General features: G+C 60.6%; 16 protein-coding genes. 4 read left to right on the top strand and 12 right to left on the bottom strand.

What is annotated here, in order from left to right:
* Positions 1–41: 41 nt before the first annotated feature.
* The 4 genes from AC0QUY_RS18860 to AC0QUY_RS18845 all read left to right on the top strand — a co-directional run bounded on the left by AC0QUY_RS18860 (position 42) and on the right by AC0QUY_RS18845 (position 5560).
* Positions 42–1283, top strand: coding sequence for a hypothetical protein (locus AC0QUY_RS18860; RefSeq protein ID WP_475387906.1), 1242 nt, complete (start codon positions 42–44; stop codon positions 1281–1283).
* 299 nt (positions 1284–1582) lie between these two features.
* On the top strand, positions 1583–2095 hold the full coding sequence (locus AC0QUY_RS18855; protein WP_475387905.1) for a hypothetical protein: 513 nt from the start codon (positions 1583–1585) through the stop codon (positions 2093–2095).
* 118 nt (positions 2096–2213) lie between these two features.
* Positions 2214–4010 carry a type I secretion system permease/ATPase gene (locus tag AC0QUY_RS18850; protein ID WP_475387904.1) on the top strand — a complete coding sequence of 599 codons (1797 nt, stop codon included), beginning with the start codon at positions 2214–2216 and terminating at the stop codon, positions 4008–4010.
* 176 nt (positions 4011–4186) lie between these two features.
* Positions 4187–5560, top strand: coding sequence for an HlyD family type I secretion periplasmic adaptor subunit (locus AC0QUY_RS18845; RefSeq protein WP_475387969.1), 1374 nt, complete (start codon positions 4187–4189; stop codon positions 5558–5560).
* Positions 5561–5592: 32 nt separating this feature from the next.
* On the opposite strand, the gene AC0QUY_RS18840 is transcribed toward AC0QUY_RS18845, so the two are convergent.
* The 12 genes from AC0QUY_RS18840 to AC0QUY_RS18785 form a co-directional block, all read right to left on the bottom strand.
* Complete coding sequence (locus AC0QUY_RS18840; protein ID WP_475387903.1) at positions 5593–6444, bottom strand: LuxR C-terminal-related transcriptional regulator; 852 nt, start codon at positions 6442–6444, stop codon at positions 5593–5595.
* Between the two features lie 127 nt (positions 6445–6571).
* The gene (locus AC0QUY_RS18835; RefSeq protein ID WP_475387902.1) at positions 6572–7174 is read right to left on the bottom strand and encodes a hypothetical protein; all 603 of its coding nucleotides are present in this window, start codon (positions 7172–7174) and stop codon (positions 6572–6574) included.
* A 238-nt stretch (positions 7175–7412) separates the two neighbouring features.
* Positions 7413–8495 (bottom strand): ketopantoate reductase family protein, encoded by a 1083-nt coding sequence (locus AC0QUY_RS18830; protein ID WP_475387901.1) that lies wholly within the window; start codon positions 8493–8495, stop codon positions 7413–7415.
* Positions 8496–8651: 156 nt separating this feature from the next.
* On the bottom strand, positions 8652–9083 hold the full coding sequence (locus AC0QUY_RS18825; RefSeq protein WP_161853130.1) for a CBS domain-containing protein: 432 nt from the start codon (positions 9081–9083) through the stop codon (positions 8652–8654).
* Between the two features lie 261 nt (positions 9084–9344).
* A complete protein-coding gene (gene oxlT, locus AC0QUY_RS18820) occupies positions 9345–10637 on the bottom strand; it encodes an oxalate/formate MFS antiporter (RefSeq protein ID WP_475387900.1) in 1293 nt (430 codons plus the stop codon).
* A gap of 311 nt (positions 10638–10948) precedes the next feature.
* The gene (locus AC0QUY_RS18815; protein ID WP_475387899.1) at positions 10949–12466 is read right to left on the bottom strand and encodes a tripartite tricarboxylate transporter permease; all 1518 of its coding nucleotides are present in this window, start codon (positions 12464–12466) and stop codon (positions 10949–10951) included.
* Between the two features lie 27 nt (positions 12467–12493).
* Entirely contained in the window at positions 12494–12991 is a 498-nt protein-coding gene (locus tag AC0QUY_RS18810; RefSeq protein ID WP_161853133.1) for a tripartite tricarboxylate transporter TctB family protein, read from the bottom strand.
* Between the two features lie 78 nt (positions 12992–13069).
* The gene (locus AC0QUY_RS18805; RefSeq protein WP_475387898.1) at positions 13070–14083 is read right to left on the bottom strand and encodes a Bug family tripartite tricarboxylate transporter substrate binding protein; all 1014 of its coding nucleotides are present in this window, start codon (positions 14081–14083) and stop codon (positions 13070–13072) included.
* 525 nt (positions 14084–14608) lie between these two features.
* Positions 14609–14746, bottom strand: coding sequence for a hypothetical protein (locus AC0QUY_RS18800; RefSeq protein ID WP_475387897.1), 138 nt, complete (start codon positions 14744–14746; stop codon positions 14609–14611).
* Between the two features lie 200 nt (positions 14747–14946).
* Entirely contained in the window at positions 14947–16224 is a 1278-nt protein-coding gene (gene frc / locus AC0QUY_RS18795; RefSeq protein WP_475387896.1) for a formyl-CoA transferase, read from the bottom strand.
* Between the two features lie 63 nt (positions 16225–16287).
* Positions 16288–18018 carry an oxalyl-CoA decarboxylase gene (gene oxc / locus AC0QUY_RS18790; RefSeq protein ID WP_475387895.1) on the bottom strand — a complete coding sequence of 577 codons (1731 nt, stop codon included), beginning with the start codon at positions 18016–18018 and terminating at the stop codon, positions 16288–16290.
* Between the two features lie 68 nt (positions 18019–18086).
* The gene (locus AC0QUY_RS18785) at positions 18087–18782 is read right to left on the bottom strand and encodes a GntR family transcriptional regulator (RefSeq protein WP_057837076.1); all 696 of its coding nucleotides are present in this window, start codon (positions 18780–18782) and stop codon (positions 18087–18089) included.
* Positions 18783–18937 lie beyond the last annotated feature (155 nt).

Below are 18937 nucleotides of genomic sequence, written 5' to 3'. Positions count from 1 at the left end.
CCGTCCGGTCGGCGCGAAGCAATTTCGGTAGGGCAACAGTCATGGATCATCGGAGCGTACCGGACCCTGTTTACAGCGTTCCCCTCGACCGCAAGGCTCTGCTCGGGCACGATTTGCCAGGCGCGTGGTGGCTTTCCGCGGATTCATTGCCACACTTCCCGATCCACACGGGAGATAACAGCGCGGGCAATGGCGGCAAAGGTTATTTTGCCGGGAGCCTGATCAATAGCAGCTACGCCGGTTTCGAGCCGCTCAACGTGGCGTGGGCGGGCGGCCATGCGACAGCCCTCGCGCATCAGACGAATATCGCGTATTTCGATCAGTCCGCCACCCAGATCGCGGGAGTTGGCGGTGATGGCGGCAATTGGAATGCCGCCCTGGGCGGAAGCGTCGGCACATTCGGGTCCGCCGGTCCTGGCGCCATCGCCACCGGTCACAACAGCGCGGGCAATGGTGGCGATGGCTACTTCTTCGGAGCAATGGTGCATGCTCCTGTCGCGGTCTATGCCCCGATCAACATTGCTGTAGCGGGATATAATTCCAGTGCCCACGCCGATCAGGCAAACAATGTGGTGCTCGATCAATCCGCGTTTCAGATGGCCGGCGTTGGGGGTGATGGCGGGAACGGCAATGCCGCGATCGGTGGAGGTGTGTCTGTCTCCGGAACTGGTCACGGGCCCCACCAATCCATCGGCGGGGCAGGCGTCGCGTCCGGTCACGGCGGGATGGCCTCCAATGTAATCGCGAGCGGGGATAACCAGGCCGGCAACGGCGGAGACGGATACGCTTACGGGGGCCTCGTTCACGCGTCCTTTGCGTTGTATTATCCGATCAACATCGCGGTGGCGGGATACAATTCCACGGCCAACGCCGAACAGACAAACAATGTGGTGTTCGATCAATCCGCTTTTCAGATGGCCGGCGTCGGGGGTGATGGCGGGAACGGCAATCATGCGAGCGGCGGAACGGCGGACATATTCTCTTCCATCTTCGACCTGATCGGCTCTGACGTCATCGCGACCGGCAACAACGGCGCTGGCAACGGCGGCAACGGCCATTTCTCCGGAAGCCTCGTCGACATCGATGTGGCGATCTACGCCCCGATCAACATTGCGATCGCCGGCTACAATTCAACAGCCGAGGCTTATCAGAGCAATAATGTCCAGTTCGATCAGAGCACGATCCAGATCGCTGGAATCGGCGGCGACGGCGGCGACGGCAACACCGCGTTTGGCGGCGATTTCGCCATGCACCTGTTGTCGGACCTTCACTTGCTGGCCTAGCGCCTTCTCCGTTTCGATAGAAGCGAAACGGCGATCCGGATTTCGATCTGCCACGTTTTCCTGACGCGAACGGTCTCCACCCACGGATCAAGTCCGAGGGCATGCTTCGCTTGAAAATACTTCTGGCGGCATTGGAATTCACCGGAGCTCGGCGGCGATTAGGATAGCACTTCGGGCGTACACGGTTCGCAAAAGGATGCCATCAGCTTTGGTGGCTAGACCAATCCCGAATCGAAATCCAAAACTCGTGCCGTCCACATTGGGACGTACAGTGTGCAAACCAGCTCAGGGAGACTGACATGGCAAAGGCAAAGGCATCGTTTCCTTCCGACACGATCGCGTTCAAGATTTCGACCGGCGGCAACAGCGCAGGCAACGGTGGAGACGGCGTCAACAAGGGCGACATCACCAGCAAGCCCAGTATCGAGTTCAACCCGTACAACAAGGCTGATGGCGCCGACGTCGACGTCAAGACCGGCGACCACGTTTATCAGAAGGCCTATTGGGACGCCGGGGGCGCGAATGCGAAGGCGGAGAAACATTCGAAAGCGGAGGGTGGAAAAGCCGTATCGAATGGCGATCAGGAATCGGACAGCGGCCACAACAAATCCGACGTGGATGCCAACACGAAGGCCTATCAGGAAAACTACCTCAAGGTGGACATGAGTCAGAACGTGTGGGCCGGCATCGGCGGCGAAGGCGGAGACGAAAACTACGCGAAAGGTGGTGACGTTGACGTCAATATCCTGAACGACTCGCTCAACAGTCACGAGACCTACTATATCGACGATTCAGACATGGGACACGGCTGATCGACGTTTCCGAGGGGCAGAGAACCGGCAGCGGGGGCTGCCGGTTCTCACTTCGCCAGCGAAGTCGGCGGACGACGGGGCGGTAAGGATCGGGCTTTAGATTTCTGGCGGGAACGCAATGCTGACGCCACCGCTTCGCCTGCAAACGATGTCACCAGCGCGGACGCCGTTGAAAGCGGCCTTGCGGGCCTGCGGGGGGTCGCTCGGGCTCGTTTTCGCGTATAGCTGCAGCTACAATCTCCTTCTTCTCGCGCCTTCGATCTATCTGCTTCAGATCTATGATCGCGTCCTGGCGAGTCGCAGCGGCGCTACGCTCCTGATGCTGACGCTGATCGTTGCGTTTGCCGTCGTGGTTGGCGGCGTGCTTGATGCACTGCGCCGCGCTGCATTGGGCCGGATGGGCGAGTGGCTTGAAGAAGAGCTCCATCCGGCGGCGCTCTCCGCGTGCTTCAAATACGCCCATGACGCCGATCGGGCGCGGGCAGCCGAAGCCTATCGCGATCTTGCGACCCTGCGTCAGTTCGCTCAGTCCGGAGCCTGCTCGACGCTGTTTGACGCGCTCTGGACGCCGCTCTTCCTCGGCGTTCTCTTCCTCGTGCATCCCTTGCTGGGCGTAATCGGCACACTGAGCGCGTTGTCCCTGCTTGGTCTGGGGCTTGCCGGAGATCGGCTCACACAAGGCCCGCTGGCTCGATCGGCTGCTGCGCTGACGAGGAGCCAGGGATGGTTCGGCACGGCCGTCGGAAACCTCCACGTGATCCGGGCCATGGGAATGCTCGACGGCGCTGCGCGCCTGATCCGCCAGGCTGCGCAGGATGCGCGGAGCGAGCAAGAGGTGGCTCAGCGCCGCAACGAAACCATCATGCTGATCTCCAAACCGGTGCGGGCGCTAACGCAGGTAGTGATCATGGGCACTGCCGCATGGCTCGTTCTCGATCAGGGCAGAAGTCCCGCCATCATCTTTGCCGCGAGCATGCTGTTCGGACGCGCGCTCCCGCCCATTGAAGGGGCGATCATGGGATGGAAGGCATTCGCGATGGCTCTTTCCGCTTATCGCCGGCTCAACGACGTCATGTCCGCGGTCACTCCGGCTGCGAGCGCCAGGACTCTCCCGGACAGACCGAAGGGCGATCTCATCGTCAACAATGTCGGCGCGGCCCTGCCTGGATCGCACCACCTGTTCGTGAAGGGTGTGTCGTTGCGTCTCGCGCCAGGTGAATGCCTTGGGATCATCGGTCCATCGGGTTCCGGCAAATCGACGCTCGGCAAGATCATCGCCGGAATCTCCACTCCAACGGCAGGATCGGTGCTGCTCGATGGCATCGACATTTCATCCGTGCGCGATTTGGGCGGCGGCCGGCGGCTTGGATATCTGCCGCAGGATATCGATCTCTTCGGAGAAACCGTAAAGGGCATCATTGGACGGCTGGACGACGCCGATTTGCAGAAGGTCATTGAAGCAGCAAAGCTGGCCGGCATTCACGAGACGATCATCCGGCTGCCGCAGGCATACGATACGGTCGTTGTTGGCGGAGGCGCCAATCTGCCGCGCGGGTTTCGCCTGCGCCTCGGCCTTGCACGCGCGTTTTTCGGCGATCCGCACCTCGTAGTTCTCGACGAGCCTAACTCCAGCCTCGACGCGCTCGGCGAGCGCATGCTTTTCGACGCTATTGAATGGATGAAGGCGGCCAATACGACTGTCATCATCATCACCCACCGGATCGGGATCCTCGGCGCAACGGACAAGATTGCCATCATGCAGGATGGTGCTGTCAGCGCATTCGGCGACAGCAGGGAGATTTTTGAGAGGTGCCTGGCCCGGCCCCAGGTCGCTGCGCGCGATCCGGTGCCGGGTCGCTCCGACCAGACATACGAAGGCGGCGCCGGCGCCTGGCCGCAGCCGAGCTTGCCGTGATCCGCGGCAAACATCCTCATGATCGCTTTGCCCGAGGGGAATGGGATCTCATGAGAATTTCATTCGCTCACCTCGACATTCGTAAGGTTCAACGGTGGTTGAGATCGGCTCTGGCGCGCTGCGACCGGCTTCGCGGTGTCACCCGGATCCGCATCGAACGTTTCCACTTTGCCCGAATGGGACGGGATTGTCTGAAGACAGCATTCGCTCACGCCGAGATCTGGAAGGTCCCACGGTGGCTGAGATCGGCGCCGCCGGCGCTCCGCGACAGGCTTCGCGGTATCACGTGGACAGGAAACGTGCTCGCTTTCGGCTTTGTCGTTGGCCTCGGTATCTGGTCAACCTATGCGCCTCTCGAGAGCGCTGCGATCGCCGTCGGCACCGTCGAATCCGAGTCGAACCGCAAGACGATTCAACATCTCGAGGGCGGCATCGTCAGGGAAATTCTGGTCGCGGATGGCGACGTGGTCCGCGCCGGACAAACGCTGATCTCGCTGGAAGATACCAAGGCCCGCGCCGAAGCCCAGAGCCTGCAAGGCCAGTTGTGGGAGGCGATGGCACGAGAGGCACGGCTGCAGGCGGAACAGCACGGCGACTGGCGGGTGTCGTTCCCGGCCAGGCTGGAGACGGCACAGAATGCCAGTCAGTCGGTCGCGGATGTCCTTGCTGGCCAGCAAGCCATCTTCGAGACGCGCCGGCAGGTCTTTCAGTCGCAAGTGGCCGTGAACCGGGAGAAAAGGTTGCAGGTCGAAAAGGAGATCGAGGGCCTCAGGGCGCAGGAAAGCGCGGCGTCGAGGCGCATCGAAATCGTCCGCGAAGAAGCGGCAACCGTCGCCATGCTCGTCAACAAGGGGCTTGAGCGGCGCCCGAGGCTTCTGAACCTCGAGCGGGAAGTCGCCGACATCGAGGGACGGCGGGGTGAAATTGTCGCGCAGATATCACGCGCCGAGCAGGTCATCAACGAATCGCATGCAGTTCTGCTCAAGATGGAGAACGACCGCCATAACGAGATCGCGCAGTCTCTGCGTGAGGTGCAAAATCAGATTTTTCAGCTACGCGAGCGACTGCAGGCGGCCAACGATCAGCTGTCCCGAACGGCGGTCAAGGCGCCCGAGGATGGCGTTGTAACCGACCTGAAGATCCATACGCCAGGCGGTGTGATCGGCTCCGGGGCAGCTCTCATGGATCTCGTTCCCCGGCAGGATCGGCTCATCGTGATCGCGCGCGTCAGGCCCGAGGACATCGATGTGGTCCGTCCCGGACTGAGTGCCGATGTAAATCTTCTGCCCTATAATCAACGCCGCGTACCACGGCTCAACGGCACCGTGACGCACGTTTCTGCCGACCGTCTGGTCGACAAGCGCACCGATCAGCCCTACTACGCAACGAAGATCCGGGTTCAGTATCCCGCAAGCACCGGGATCGATGGTGTCCAGATTGTTCCGGGAATGCCGGCCCAGGTATTCATCAAGACAGGCCACGGCACCGTGGCGCTTTATGCCCTCAGGCCGCTGCTCGACAGCTTCCACGGCGCGTTCCGCGAGGACTAGGCTGCGACCCGAACTGCGAGCTCATGCAGCTCTCAAGATGACCGCACGCGTGAGGGCTGCGCGTGACCGTTGGCTCGGCTCCAGCGAACGACCGCCTCGGTACGATTGTGCGCAGAGCATTTTCGCATGATGCGTTGAATATGCATCTTTACGGTGTTTTCCGAAAGGTTGAGCCTGACGGCAATCAACTTGTTGGGAAGGCCGAGTTGCAGCGCCTCGAGCACATGTTGTTCACGTGGCGTCAGGTCACCCATCGCCTGCTCCGGCACAATCCTGGTGGCGCCGTTACTCCCGTAAGCTCCGAGTGGCCCGGGCGCTTCGGGGCATTCCGATATCGCCTTGGGGCTCGACGACCCATCCTGCGCGACGATTGGTAGCGGTCGGTAGACGCCACCGGCAAGAACCAGGCGGAGTCCGGCGATAGCGACTTCGATCGGGATCGATCTCGGAAAGAAGCCACGCACTCCCCGTTGCATCGCGGCTGAAGCGGTCGCTTCGTCGTCGCGATTTGACAACACGGCAAGGGACGCTTTTGGATAGGATTCTGCGAGGCGGGCGAGGCTATCCTCGATCGAAGGATCAGTGATCTGCTTGTCCCCGATATTCAGTGCAATCAAGCGGATATCTCGGCCTGATAGCCAGTTCAGGCCACCCGTCGTTGCCATCTCGACGATCTCGAATCCGGCGAGCTCTCTCTTGAGGATGTTGAGGATGCATGTACGCGCCAGGACATGCTGCTCGATGATCACGATCACCGGCGAGGTTTGCGATCCCTGGGCCAGTTCCGCGAGATTAGTAAAATCGTCCATGATATCCCCGAGTTCAGAGAAACGCCGATCACTCCAGTTTTGATTTCCATTTTCCATGGAGCAAGTCTGCCCCACACACTCTGCAGCTAGTTGCTGCTTATCGCGACGTTTCTCCCGAACTTCGAGTTCGTTCGCAGGAACGTCGTCAGGGGACCTTCTGGTCCGTTGCAATAGATCTTGGCAGCGGTTCTGTTGTTCCAGGTTAGCTGCAAATATTGCGATACGCGCTCGCCACCGCCGACTTCGCGGGGCCATCGACGACGTATGCTTCATCTTCTGTCACGAGATATAGAAACGGCCTATCTCCAGTATCTTCGCCCGCCGCGTTTTTTCCTTTGACACGGCCGCAAATGGTGTCGACGGACTGCCCGAGTGTATTTTTGCGGATGGCCCGTTTCATCTCACCGAACTCGGCAGATGTCGGGTCCTCCAACTTCGCAGCAATCGTGGTCTTCGCCTTGATAATGACCGGATCGGACGTCTCAGCGGGCCGACCAGATGCCGGAGCTTCGACTTTCGCTTCGATCATGGTGGACTTCGCCTTTTTCTCGGCGAGTGGGGGCCTGTCGCGGGCGTGGGCAATCGACGGCTTTTCCGTCTTCGCCGCGATCGTGGACTTCGCTGCTTTCCCGGAGCTGGTCCTGGACGATGCCGGCTTCGGTTCACTCGGCTCGCCAGCCGCAATTCCGTTGAAACAGCCGAACCCGTTTGGGTCCGTGCATGCGTCCATGCTCACTTGCGGCGGCAAAATACAGCTACAACCAACCAGGGTCGCAGCCAGAAAACCCACGAAAAGCGTTCTCATGCAAATCCCTCATCAAAAAGGGGCCTGAGGTCCGCTCGCAGTTCTTGCGGCGATCTGAAATGTTGCGCTGGTTGTCTATCATTTGCGCAAAAGTCTTAACTGGTTGTTAAACGCCCATTCTTCGCCGCGGCGAGATCGAGCATCGTTAATTCCGGCACAACGCGGTTTCGCGGTGGATGGGCGTTGCGACGGTGGAGGGCGCTCCTGGTTCCTTCGATTCAATCAGAACCGAGAGGCTCTACGTCACGGCGACTGGAGCGCCCCGCGGCGCGCTCTCCGCCTCGATGCTCTCATTCAGTTTCTGATTGACGATCTGGACCGTACGGTCGATTTCGGCATTGGGTACGCCAAGCTGATGCGAAATCAGCTTCACCAAGAGGTCGACGCGCTCGATGCAAGGCGCGCCACCAGCGACCGCCCGGGCCGCCGACGAGGGCTTGAGAAGGCTTTCCGCCGCTTTGGCGTATTTCGCAAAGGGTACCTGATCCGTGGGATCGGCGCCCAGACGCTGGGCGATGGCATCGACATGGTCGTAGATCGACTGCGAGAGATTGATATCGCCGTGCACCGCGTCGCGGATCGATTGCGGCTCATGCTGTGTGATGCAGCGGTAGTTGCCCGTCAACAGCATCGACCATTTGGCCAGAGGGACGAACATCGAATCGAACACCTTGAGCTTTACCGGAACGTCCTGGCCGTCCAGCTTCACCGCGTCGATGTCGGCTTCCAGCTCCCGAAGCAGCAAATTGTGTTTCTCATCCGCAAATGACGCTGCCTTGAAGTTTGTCGGCAGGCCGACATGAAGAACATTCGCCGCCTCTTCCGGTGGACGGAAGGCCTGCGGATCAGGGGAGCAGAGCGACACCAGACCCGGCTCGAACCGATCCCATACCGCGGCATTGGTATAGGCCTCGTCCAGTTCCATGTTCGCCAGCGCCGGAATCCGTCTGAGATAGGGCAGGGGCGGCATGTTCATGATCGAAAGGCAAGGCAGCTTCGCCTCGGCGATTTTAATCATCAGAGCCCGGATCGCATGGTCGACGTATTGCGGTTCCTGCATCGCAAGACCAACCAGATCATAGCGGGAGAGATCGACGCCGGCAGGTTCGGCCGCATCCAAATTCCCAGGCAGCTCGCGCGAGAAGATCGGCCGGTGGGTCGCTTCGTCCCGCAGCTTGATGCGAACTTCGGTGCCGTCGCGATTGATGAGTTCTGCCGTCTGCTTCCGGCAAACCAGGGTCACGTTGTGACCCGCCATCAAAAGCTTTGTCGCCAGCAAGGAGCCGTACGAGGCTCCAAGGATCAGAATGTTACGCGCCATGCGCCCTCCCACAGATGATTTCCGGCGCGCCACTACTCCGACGCAGATTTTGCGAGCGCCTGCTTTGCGACAGGAGTTAAGCCGAGTTTTGCGGTGCGACACCGTCTTCCCTGGAGTGCAACTCCAGGGAATGCCGGCAGAGTTCGAAGTGACTGGTCAGGCCGACGCGGCAAGATTGAAGGGTGTGGCTTCGTCGTCGAACGCGTTGAAGATATCGCGAATGCTGATGACGCCGATCAGGCTGTAATTGTCGATCACCGGCACGTGGCGGATGTGATGCTTGCTCATGAGGTGGCGGACATGCTCGAGCGTGTCCGTCGACGTGCAGGAGACGAGCTGCTGCACCGAAATGAATTGCGAGACGCGCATGTTCACGCCGGCGGCGCCGTGTGCGGCGATGGCGCGAACCACGTCGCGCTCGGTGAACATGCCGACTGCCGTGTTGCCTTCGGTGCGGACGACATCCTTGACGACCAGCGCGCTGATATTGCTGGAGCGCATCAGTTGCGCGGCAATGGCGACGGTCTCGTTCATGCGAACCGTTGCGACACGGGCGGTCTTCTTGCGCAGGATATCTCCGACTAGCATGGCAACCTCCTTGGCTGAATTATTAGGCGTAATTCTGGTATACATAATGCCAATTGTCAACACGCCCGGTAGTGAAAATCCTTCGCGATGATCGCAGTAAATAGGCAGTATTACTGACGTTTGTGCAGGAGAGTGGCCGATATTCGGGGTGAGGGAAGTGGCCAGGTCCGGCAAAAAAAGCCATCAGGTATACCAGGCGGCCAAAAGAAAACGCGCCCACCCCGGAGGGTGAGCGCGTCTGTTGTGATCGGTCTTGTTGGATCAGGCCGACGCTTGCGATTTGGCGATCACATTCTTGCGCCACGGCTTGAGCACCGCGATCGCCAGCAACGAGGCCAGGATGTTGGCGCCGGCAGCGACGATGAACACGGTGTCCCACGTGCCCGAAGACTGCTGCATGTAGTTGGCCACCGGCACCAGCAATGCGGCGGTGCCTTTGGCCGTGTAGAGCAGGCCGGCATTGGTGGCCGCGAACTTCGAGCCGAAGGTGTCCGTGCAGGTCGACGGGAAGAGCGAATAGATCTCACCCCAGGCGAAGAACACGAAGCCTGACAGCAGCACGAACCAGACCGGATCGTGGCCCAGCATATAGAGGCCCCAGATGCCGATGCCTTCCATGCCGAACGCGATAAACATGGTGTTCTCGCGGCCGATCATGTCGGAGATCCAGCCGAAGAAGGGGCGGGTGAGGCCGTTGAGCACGCGATCGATGGTGGCCGCGAACGTCACGGCCGTCATCGTCACCGCCATCAGCGTCACCGGTACGCTGTCGACCTTCCAGTCGACTGCGATCGGCTTGAGGTTGGCGGTGACCATCAATCCGCCGGCGCCGACGATCACGAACATGAAATACATCAGCCAGAAGATCGGCTGACGGATCACTTCAGTCGGCTGATAGTTGCGGCGCGTCTGAATCACGTTGGTGTTCTGCACCGTCGGCACTTGTCCGGCCTTCGGCGAGAACATCAGGAAGGCGAGGATGACGATGATCAGGCCTTGGCCGAGACCGAAGTAGAGGAAGGTGGTCTGGAAGCCGGAGTCCTTGATCATCGCCTGGATCGGAGCGACCGTCAGCGCAGAGCCGGCGCCGAAGCCGGCCGCGGTGATACCGGCGGCGAGGCCGCGCTTGTCGGGAAACCATTTCAGCGCGTTGCCGACGCAGGTGCCGTAGACGCCACCGGCGCCGATGCCCGCGATGATCATGCCGAGATAGTAGCCATTGAGCGTGGTGGCGTGAGCATTGATGGCCCATCCGATGGCGCAGAGGATGCCGCCGATGAGGACGACGAGGCGCGGGCCGTATTTATCGACAAACCATCCTTCGACCGGCACCAGCCAGGTCTCGAACAGCACGAACAGCGTAAATGCCCACTGGATCGAAGCGCGATCCCATCCGAATTTTTGCTGGATGTCTGGGACGAAGAAAGTCCAACCGTATTGGTAATTGGCGATCATCACCATCGCCAAGACGCCGATGGCCAATTGCGTCCAGCGATAGGCATCGCTGACTCGAGCCGCCTCGACGGGGGCTGCTCCGTGCACTGTATCCGTCATCTTCCCTCCATACGCTGTTCTATCAATTACCCGACAGCTCCGAGGGCGGACATTGGTATATGTTATGCCAGTAGACAAGAGAAATCTTGCCAGATTGTCGCATTTCCTGTGGCCCGTGCAACAGGCGTCATCAAAGCAGCGGTGATCAAGCCGCGCGCTAAAGGGCTGAAACAAAAAGAAATTGTTCGATGAGCTCTGGTCGCGTCTCTGCATTGCCAGAGCTTGCACGATCTTGAGCCTGATATCCCAGCGTCAAAAAAGTTGATGGCCGGGACAGTGCGCCCCGGCCATCAACATCCGTTTGAGGTGCTTTAAAGCGCCTGACTACTTGAGGCGGTCGTGCCGCGCAGGCGCGTGTAGCCCTGCTGGATCACCGACCAGAACAGCGCGATCAATCCGAGGATCATGATCGAACTGACCAGCGTGTTGGAGAAGAAGATGCCGAGCGAGCCCTGGGATCCCAGCAATGACTGCCGGAAGGCCTCTTCCGCCTTGTCGCCGAGCACGATGGCGAGCACCAGCGGGGCGAGGGGATAATTGCATTTCTTCAAGAGATAACCGATCACGCCGAACACCAGCATCAGCACCACGTCGAACGTGGAGCTGTGGACCGAGTAGGCGCCGATTGCGCACAGCACCAGGATGAGCGGCGCGATGATGCTGAAGGGGACGCGCAGGATGGCCGCGAAGACAGGCACGCAGGTCAACACGACGATCAGGCCGACGAGATTGCCGAGATACATCGAGGCGATCAGACCCCAGACGAATTCCTTCTGCTCGACAAACAGCATCGGCCCGGGCTGCAGGCCCCAGATCAGGAGGCCGCCGAGCAACACCGCAGCCGTCGGAGAACCCGGCACGCCGAGCGAAAGCATCGGCAACAGAGCCGCGGTGCCTGCAGCGTGCGCTGCGGTCTCCGGCGCGACCACGCCTTCGATTTCTCCCTTGCCGAAATTGTTGCCCTTCTTGGCCATGCGCTTTGCGATGCCGTAGCTCATGAAGGATGCGGGCGTTGCGCCGGCCGGCGTGATGCCCATCCAGCAACCGATCAGGCAGGAGCGCAGCGAGGTGACCCAGTAGGCCGGCAGCTCTTTCCAGGTCTGCAGCACCACCCGCAGATTGATCTTGGCGGTGCCGCCGCGGAAGGCGAGCCCTTCCTCCATCGTCAGCAGGATCTCGCCGATGCCGAACAGCCCGATGACGGCGATGAGGAAGTCGAAGCCGTTAAGCAGATGGGTGACGCCGAACGTCAGCCGCAACTGCCCGGTGATGGAATCGAGACCGACGGCGGCAAGCGCAAATCCGATCATCATGGCCGCAATGGTCTTGAACGGCGGCTCCTTGCTGAGGCCGACAAAGCTGCAGAACGCCAGAAAGTAGACCGCGAATTTCTCGGCAGGCCCGAATTGCAGCGCAAAGCTGGCAACCAGCGGCGCGACCAGCGTGATCATGACAACGGCGAACAGGGCGCCCACGAACGATGAGGTGAAGGCCGCCGTCAGCGCTTCGCCGGCCTTGCCCTTCTGCGCCATCGGATAACCGTCGAACGTCGTCGCGACCGACCATGGCTCACCTGGTATGTTGAACAGAATTGAGGTGATCGCGCCGCCAAACAACGCGCCCCAATAGATACATGAGAGCATGATGATGGCTGACGTCGGCGACATGCTGAAAGTCAGCGGCAACAGGATCGCCACGCCATTGGCGCCGCCCAATCCGGGAAGAACGCCGATCAGGACGCCGAGCACGATGCCGACGACCATCACCATGATGTTGAAAGGCTGCAGCGCTACTGCAAAGCCGTGAAAAAGATTGACGAGTTCTTCCATCCCCGTGATCCCTGCCGGTGCGAGTAATTACAGACCAAGCCACTCTTCAACCGGCCCCTTGGGAAGCGGGACCATGAACCAGCGCTCGAAAATGAAGTAAGTGATGATTGGCATGCCGAGCGAGACCGCCAGCACGGTCAGCCAGGGGTATTTGCCCAGCCATCGCATGAACCATGCGATGAAGATGATCGAGGCGAGGTACAGCCCGGTGAACGGCATGGACCCGACATAGATCGCTGTAGGGATGACCACGCTCAGGACCTGGCGAAGCTGTCCCCATTCAGCGAACAGCCCGTCATTGTCGTCGCGCAGTCCGTTCCACAGATTTATCGCGCTCGAAGCGACGATGAAGATTCCGATGTAGAACGGAAAGAACCCGGCGCGCGGGCCTTCCGCACCCCAGTTGATGCCTGCCTTCAGGCTGCCGGCGATAACGATCACGCCGAAGAGGGCGATCAACAGCGTGATTCCTGCCTCCACCAATTTGTGGGTGGGGCCGGTGTTGCTTGAGCTGCCTGTGGTCATCAAAACTCCATGCGAAACCGGGCCTGTGGCCTAAAGGCCCGGCGTCGGGGTTACGATCCGTCGTGGGTCAATCGTTCGTCAGTTTCCTGCGGCCGCGAGGAAGCCGGCGTCTTTCATCAGCGCCTCGTGACGTTTCTCTTCGACTTCGACCCACTTGGCGTAATCGGCCCCGGTCAGGAAGGTCGTGTTGAACGCGCCACTCTTCATGAAGTCCTGCCACTCTGGCGTGGCGCGAATCTTCTTGAACAGCTCGACGTAATATTCGATCTGATCCTTGGTCGCCCTGGGCGACATGAAGATGCCGCGCAGCATCAGGTATTCCATGTCGAGGCCCTGCGACTTGCAGGTCGGAATGTCCTTCCAGCTCTTGCCGTCCGCGACCTGCTCGTCATAGGCCATCGGCTGTTTGTCGAATACGCAGAGCGGCCGCAGCTTGCCCCCGCGCCATTGCGCGACCGCCTCGATCGGATTGTTGACGGTCGAATCGACGTGGTTGCCGACGAGCTGGACGGCGACTTCGCCGCCGCCCTTGTAGGGGATGTAAGTGAACTTGCTGCCGGTGGCTTTCTCGACCGCGACCGTAATGATCTGGTCTTCCTGCTTGGAGCCGGTGCCGCCCATCTTCATGCTGCCCGCGGGCGCAGCTTTCACCGCATCGATGTAATCTTTCGCGGTCTTGTAGGGCTTGTCCGCATTCACCCACAGTACGAACTCGTCGAGCGCCAGCATGGCTACCGGCGTGAGATCCTTCCAGTTGAACGGAATGCCCGTCGCGAGCGGAGTGGTGAAGAGGTTGGAGAGCGTGATGATGATCTTGTGCGGATTGCCGCCCGAACCCTTGAGGTCGAGGAAGCCTTCGCCGCCGGCGCCGCCCGATTTGTTGATGACAACCAAAGGCTGTTTCATCAGATTATGCTTGGTGACGATGCCCTGGATCGTCCGCGCCATCTGATCGGCGCCGCCGCCGGTGCCGGCAGGAACGATGAATTCGACGGGCCGCATCGGCTCCCATGCGGCTGACGCAGGAACCGACATCCCGACGGTGCACAACGTAGCAAGTGCCCCCAACGCAGTATGTGCAGCATGTTTCATTTGTTTCACTCCCATCCAATTGTCGTTATGCCGGTCTGTTGCCGGTTTGGTCATTTAATTCCAATGCCCATGCGGACTTCTCGCACTCAAGGCCGTCACACCGCAACGGTTCCTTCCATGCAAGGATTTCAAGCTCGAACTGTAGGAGGGACCGTTCGGGGCGGCATCCGCTCCTTTCGGCCAATGGTGGAATTGTGGAAAGCAGGAAGCGGCGCGCGAAATCCATTCGCACCTGTCGCCCCAACGCCCTGACTGTCCTTTTGGACTGCACGGCCCACCTCCCGAAGCGCTCTTGTTTTTGTCGAGCGCTGTGTGGAAGGCATCTTTGTATGCGATATGCCAGGAAGCAACTGTATAATGCTTCCGATCGTCACCCCGGCTGATTTGTCGCAGTCGTTGGTAAAGGCGGCGGCGGCGCGCAAACAAAAAATGGCCCCGGAAGCCGGGGCCATCAAATTCAGATCATCGAAGGCTCGATCGTTTTTCGGATCGAGTCCGTTTGCAGAAAGCCTTTATTTTCAGGGCTTAGAGACCAAAACGGGGCAGGTCGCCGTTGCGGACGGCAATGCGGCTGCTGGCGGTCAGCAGGCGGTCGATCGAAGCCATCACGCGCGCGAACAGGGTGGTGGAGGGCAGGAGGCTGATCGGTGCAGTCTTGGACATGGATGTCCCCTTTTCTTGGTCGCGGAACCATTCCGCTTCGGATCTGGGAACAGATTATGTATACCAGATGCCAGCTACAATAGCCTTGTTTGCATAGCAGCATTGGTGAGTTGCATTGCAGCAAACTAACGAAAGTGGCATTCCAGAATGAAAAAGGCCGCCGGAAACCGGCGGCCTTTGCATTCCAGGTACAACGGAGCTTATTCCGCCGCCTGTTTGCGCGGCGGGTCGAGCGCGCCCGAATCGTGGATCTCGGCGACCTGGTGGTCGGAGAAGCCGAGCACCTGGCGCAGGATCTCATCGGTGTGCTCGCCGAGCAGCGGGGAGCGGGTCACTTCGCTCGGTGAGTCCGAGAGCTTGATCGGGTTGCCGACCGAGATGTACTTGCCGCGGGTCGGGTGATCGACCTCGACCACGGTACCGGTGGCGCGCAGCGACTGGTCCTCGGCGATCTCCTTCATTGACAGGATCGGGCCGCAGGGGATGTCGTCCTTGTTGAGGATCTCCATTGCCTCGAACTTGGTCTTGGTCATCGTCCACTGTTCGATGCGGGCGAAGATCTCGTTCAGGCGCGGCAGGCGGGCCGGGGGTTTTGCGTAGTTCGGATCGGTCTTCCAGGTGGGCTCGCCGATCACATCGCAGATCTTCTCCCAGACCGGCGCCTGGGTGATGAAATAGATGTAGGCGTTCGGATCGGTCTCCCAGCCCTTGCACTTGAGGATGCGGCCGGGTTGGCCACCGCCGGAGTCGTTGCCGGCGCGCGGCACCGCATCGCCGAACGGAATGCCTTCACCGAACTGGCTGTATTCCTTGAGCGGACCATGGGCGAGGCGCTGCTGGTCGCGCAGCTTGACGCGGGCGAGGTTGAGCACGCCGTCCTGCATCGCGGCGGTGACGCGCTGTCCCTTGCCGGAGTGGGTGCGCTGATAGAGTGCGGTGACGATGCCGAGCGCCAGATGCAGACCGGTGCCGCTGTCGCCGATCTGCGCGCCGGTGACGAGCGGCAGGCCGTCGCGGAAGCCGGTGGTCGAGGCGGCGCCGCCGGTGCACTGGGCGACGTTCTCATACACCTTGCAGTCTTCGTAAGGCCCCGGGCCAAAGCCCTTGATCGAGGCCACGATCATCTTCGGGTTGATGGCGTGGATCTTCTCCCAGGGGAAACCCATGCGGTCGAGCACGCCGGGGCCGAAATTTTCGACCAGCACGTCGCAGCTCTTGATCAGGGCGGTGAGGACTTCCTTGCCCTTCGGGTTCTTGGTGTCGAGCGTGATCGAGCGCTTGTTGTGGTTCAGCATGGTGAAATACAGGCTGTCCACATTGGGGATGTCCTGCAACTGACCGCGCGTGATGTCGCCGACGCCAGGGCGCTCGACCTTGATCACGTCGGCGCCGAACCAGGCCAGCAATTGCGTGCAGGTCGGGCCCGACTGAACGTGGGTGAAATCGAGAATACGAACGCCCGTAAGCGCCTTTGTCATCGTCTTTGCTCCGTACTGTGTCTGTTGGCCCTGCGCCTGCAGGGTGAAATGGGTTGAAGGGGGCTATTTCTTTTTCAGAACGCTCTGCGGGTTGAGGTTGCCGATGCGGCCGCTCTCGGAGCCGGCCGCCGGATCGATCACCGCGTTGATGAGCGTCGGCTTGCCGGAATCCATCGCCTCGTTGACGGCGCGCTTCAGCTCGTCGGGCGAGGTGGCGTTGATACCGACGCCGCCAAAGGCTTCCATCATCTTGTCGTAGCGCGCGCCCTTGACGAACACGGTGGTCGCGGGATCGGAGTTGACGTTGTTGACGTCGGTGCCGCGATAGATGCCGTCATTATTGAAGATGACGACGCAGATCGGCAGATTGTAGCGGCAGATGGTCTCGACCTCCATGCCGGAGAAGCCGAAGGCCGAGTCGCCTTCCACCGCAAGGACGGGGTGGCCGGTCTCGAGCGCCGCCGCGATCGCCTGGCCCATGCCGATGCCCATCACGCCCCACGTGCCGACGTCGAGACGCTTGCGCGGCTTGTACATGTCGATGACACCGCGGGCGAGGTCGAGCGTGTTGGCGCCTTCGTTGACGAGGATGGCGTCGGGACGCTCCTTGATGACGTTCTTCAGCACGCCGAGCGCGCCGTGATAATCCATCGGCGACTTGTTGTTCATCAGCTTCGGCGCCATCTTGGCGACGTTGTCTTCGCGCTTGGACTGTACGGCCTTGGTCCAGTCGGCCGGCGGTGCGGTCCACCCCGAGCCCATCGCCTGCACGAAGGCGGAGACGGCCGAGCCGATGTCGCCGACGACGGGGGCTACGATCTCGACGTTGGAGTCCATTTCCCTAGGCTCGATGTCGACCTGGATGAACTTCTTGGGCGCTTCGCCCCAGGTCTTGCCCTTGCCGTGCGAGAGCAGCCAGTTGAGCCGCGCGCCGATCAGCATCACGACATCGGATTCCTTCAGCACGGTGGAGCGGGCCGCACCGGCGCATTGCGGATGCGTGTCGGGCAGAAGACCCTTGGCCATGCTCATCGGCAGGAACGGCACGCCGCTCTTCTCGACGAAGCTCTTGATTTCCTCGTCGGCCTGCGCGTAGGCCGCGCCCTTGCCGAGGATGATGAGGGGACGTTTTGCGCTCTTGAGCACATCGAGCGCGCGCTTGACGGAGGCAGGCGAGGGGATCTGCGCGGGAGCTGCGTCGATCACCTTTACCAGCGACTTCGCGCCGGCGTCCGCATTCATCACCTGTCCGAACAGTTTTGCCGGCAGATCGAGATAGACGCCGCCGGGACGGCCCGAGACGGCGGCGCGGATTGCGCGGGCAAGGCCGATGCCGATGTCCTGGGCGTGCAGCACGCGATAGGCCGCCTTGCACAGCGGCTTGGCGATCGCGAGCTGATCCATCTCTTCATAGTCGCCCTGCTGCAGGTCGACGATCTCGCGCTCGGACGAGCCCGAAATCAGGATCATCGGGTAGCAGTTGGTGGTGGCGTGGGCGAGTGCGGTGAGGCCGTTCAAAAAGCCAGGCGCCGACACGGTGAGGCAGACGCCGGGCTTCTTGGTGAGGAAGCCGGCGATGCCAGCGGCATAACCGGCGTTCTGTTCGTGGCGGAAGGAAATCACGCGAATACCGGCGGCCTGCGACATGCGGCCCAAATCCGTGATCGGGATGCCCGGCACATTGTAGATGGTGTTGATGCCGTTAAGCTTGAGCGCATCGATGACGAGATGGAAGCCATCCGTCAGCTCTTGCTCGGTGCCCGGTGCTTCGGACTTGGTAGCGGTATTCAGCATGGGCTTCATCTCCCTGATCGTTTTTGGTTCGGACGATTTTTGGTCGTCTTCTGGTGCGAAGGTTGCGTCTAGCTAAAAAGTTCCTGCCCGTGCGCTTCGACGTAAGCGGCAAGGCCAAGCGTGTGATCGCGTGCGCGCTTCTCGGCGAGTTCCGTGTCGCGCGCTTCGAGCGCTTCGATGATGGCAAGGTGCTCAGGCAGCGAAGTCGCGGTACGATCCTTCCGCCCGATGGTCAGTTGGCGGTAGCCGCGCACGTGCAAAAGGATGTCGTTGGTCATGTCGACCAGCACCGGCGATTCCGACAGCGAGATCAGCGCCTGATGGAACGCGATGTTAGCCTTGGAGTATTCCTCGACATGATCCTGTGGCAGCCGGTCCTTGCCAAAATCCTTGAAGAAATCGCGCAGCGCCGTGATGTCTTTCTTGCGCGCGGTGGTCGTGATCAGGCGTGCGGCCATGCTCTCGAGCGCGGCCCAGGCGCGGATCATGTCGACGATTTCGGTCTTGGTGCGGCGGACTACGACGATGCCGCGGCGCGGCACCGTTTTGACGAAGCCATCCTGTTCCAGCATCGCGATGGCTTCGCGGATTGGGGTGCGGCTGACGCCGAGGCGCTCGGACAGAGCGCGCTCGTCGAGCATCACCTGCTCGGGCGTCGCATAAATGTCCATCTTGAGAATGGCTTCCTTCAAGGCCTCATAGGCCTTGTTCTTGAAGCTCGTCTCCGGCGCGATCCGGACGATTGCGATGTCAGCATCAGCCATGACAGGCGGCGCCTTGGTTTGTTTAGGTGCGGGCACGACTCGTCTCCTCCCTGTTTTGGAGACGTCTTCTTAGCAGAAGAAACACCCGAATATTTTTGGCATACCAAATACCAGAATGTCAAGATGCCTATGTTTTCGCTGTTTCCGCGCGATAG

The sequence above is a fragment of the Bradyrhizobium sp. WYCCWR15520 genome (genome assembly GCF_056174665.1).
This window is presented reverse-complemented; position numbering and strand designations above follow the sequence as displayed.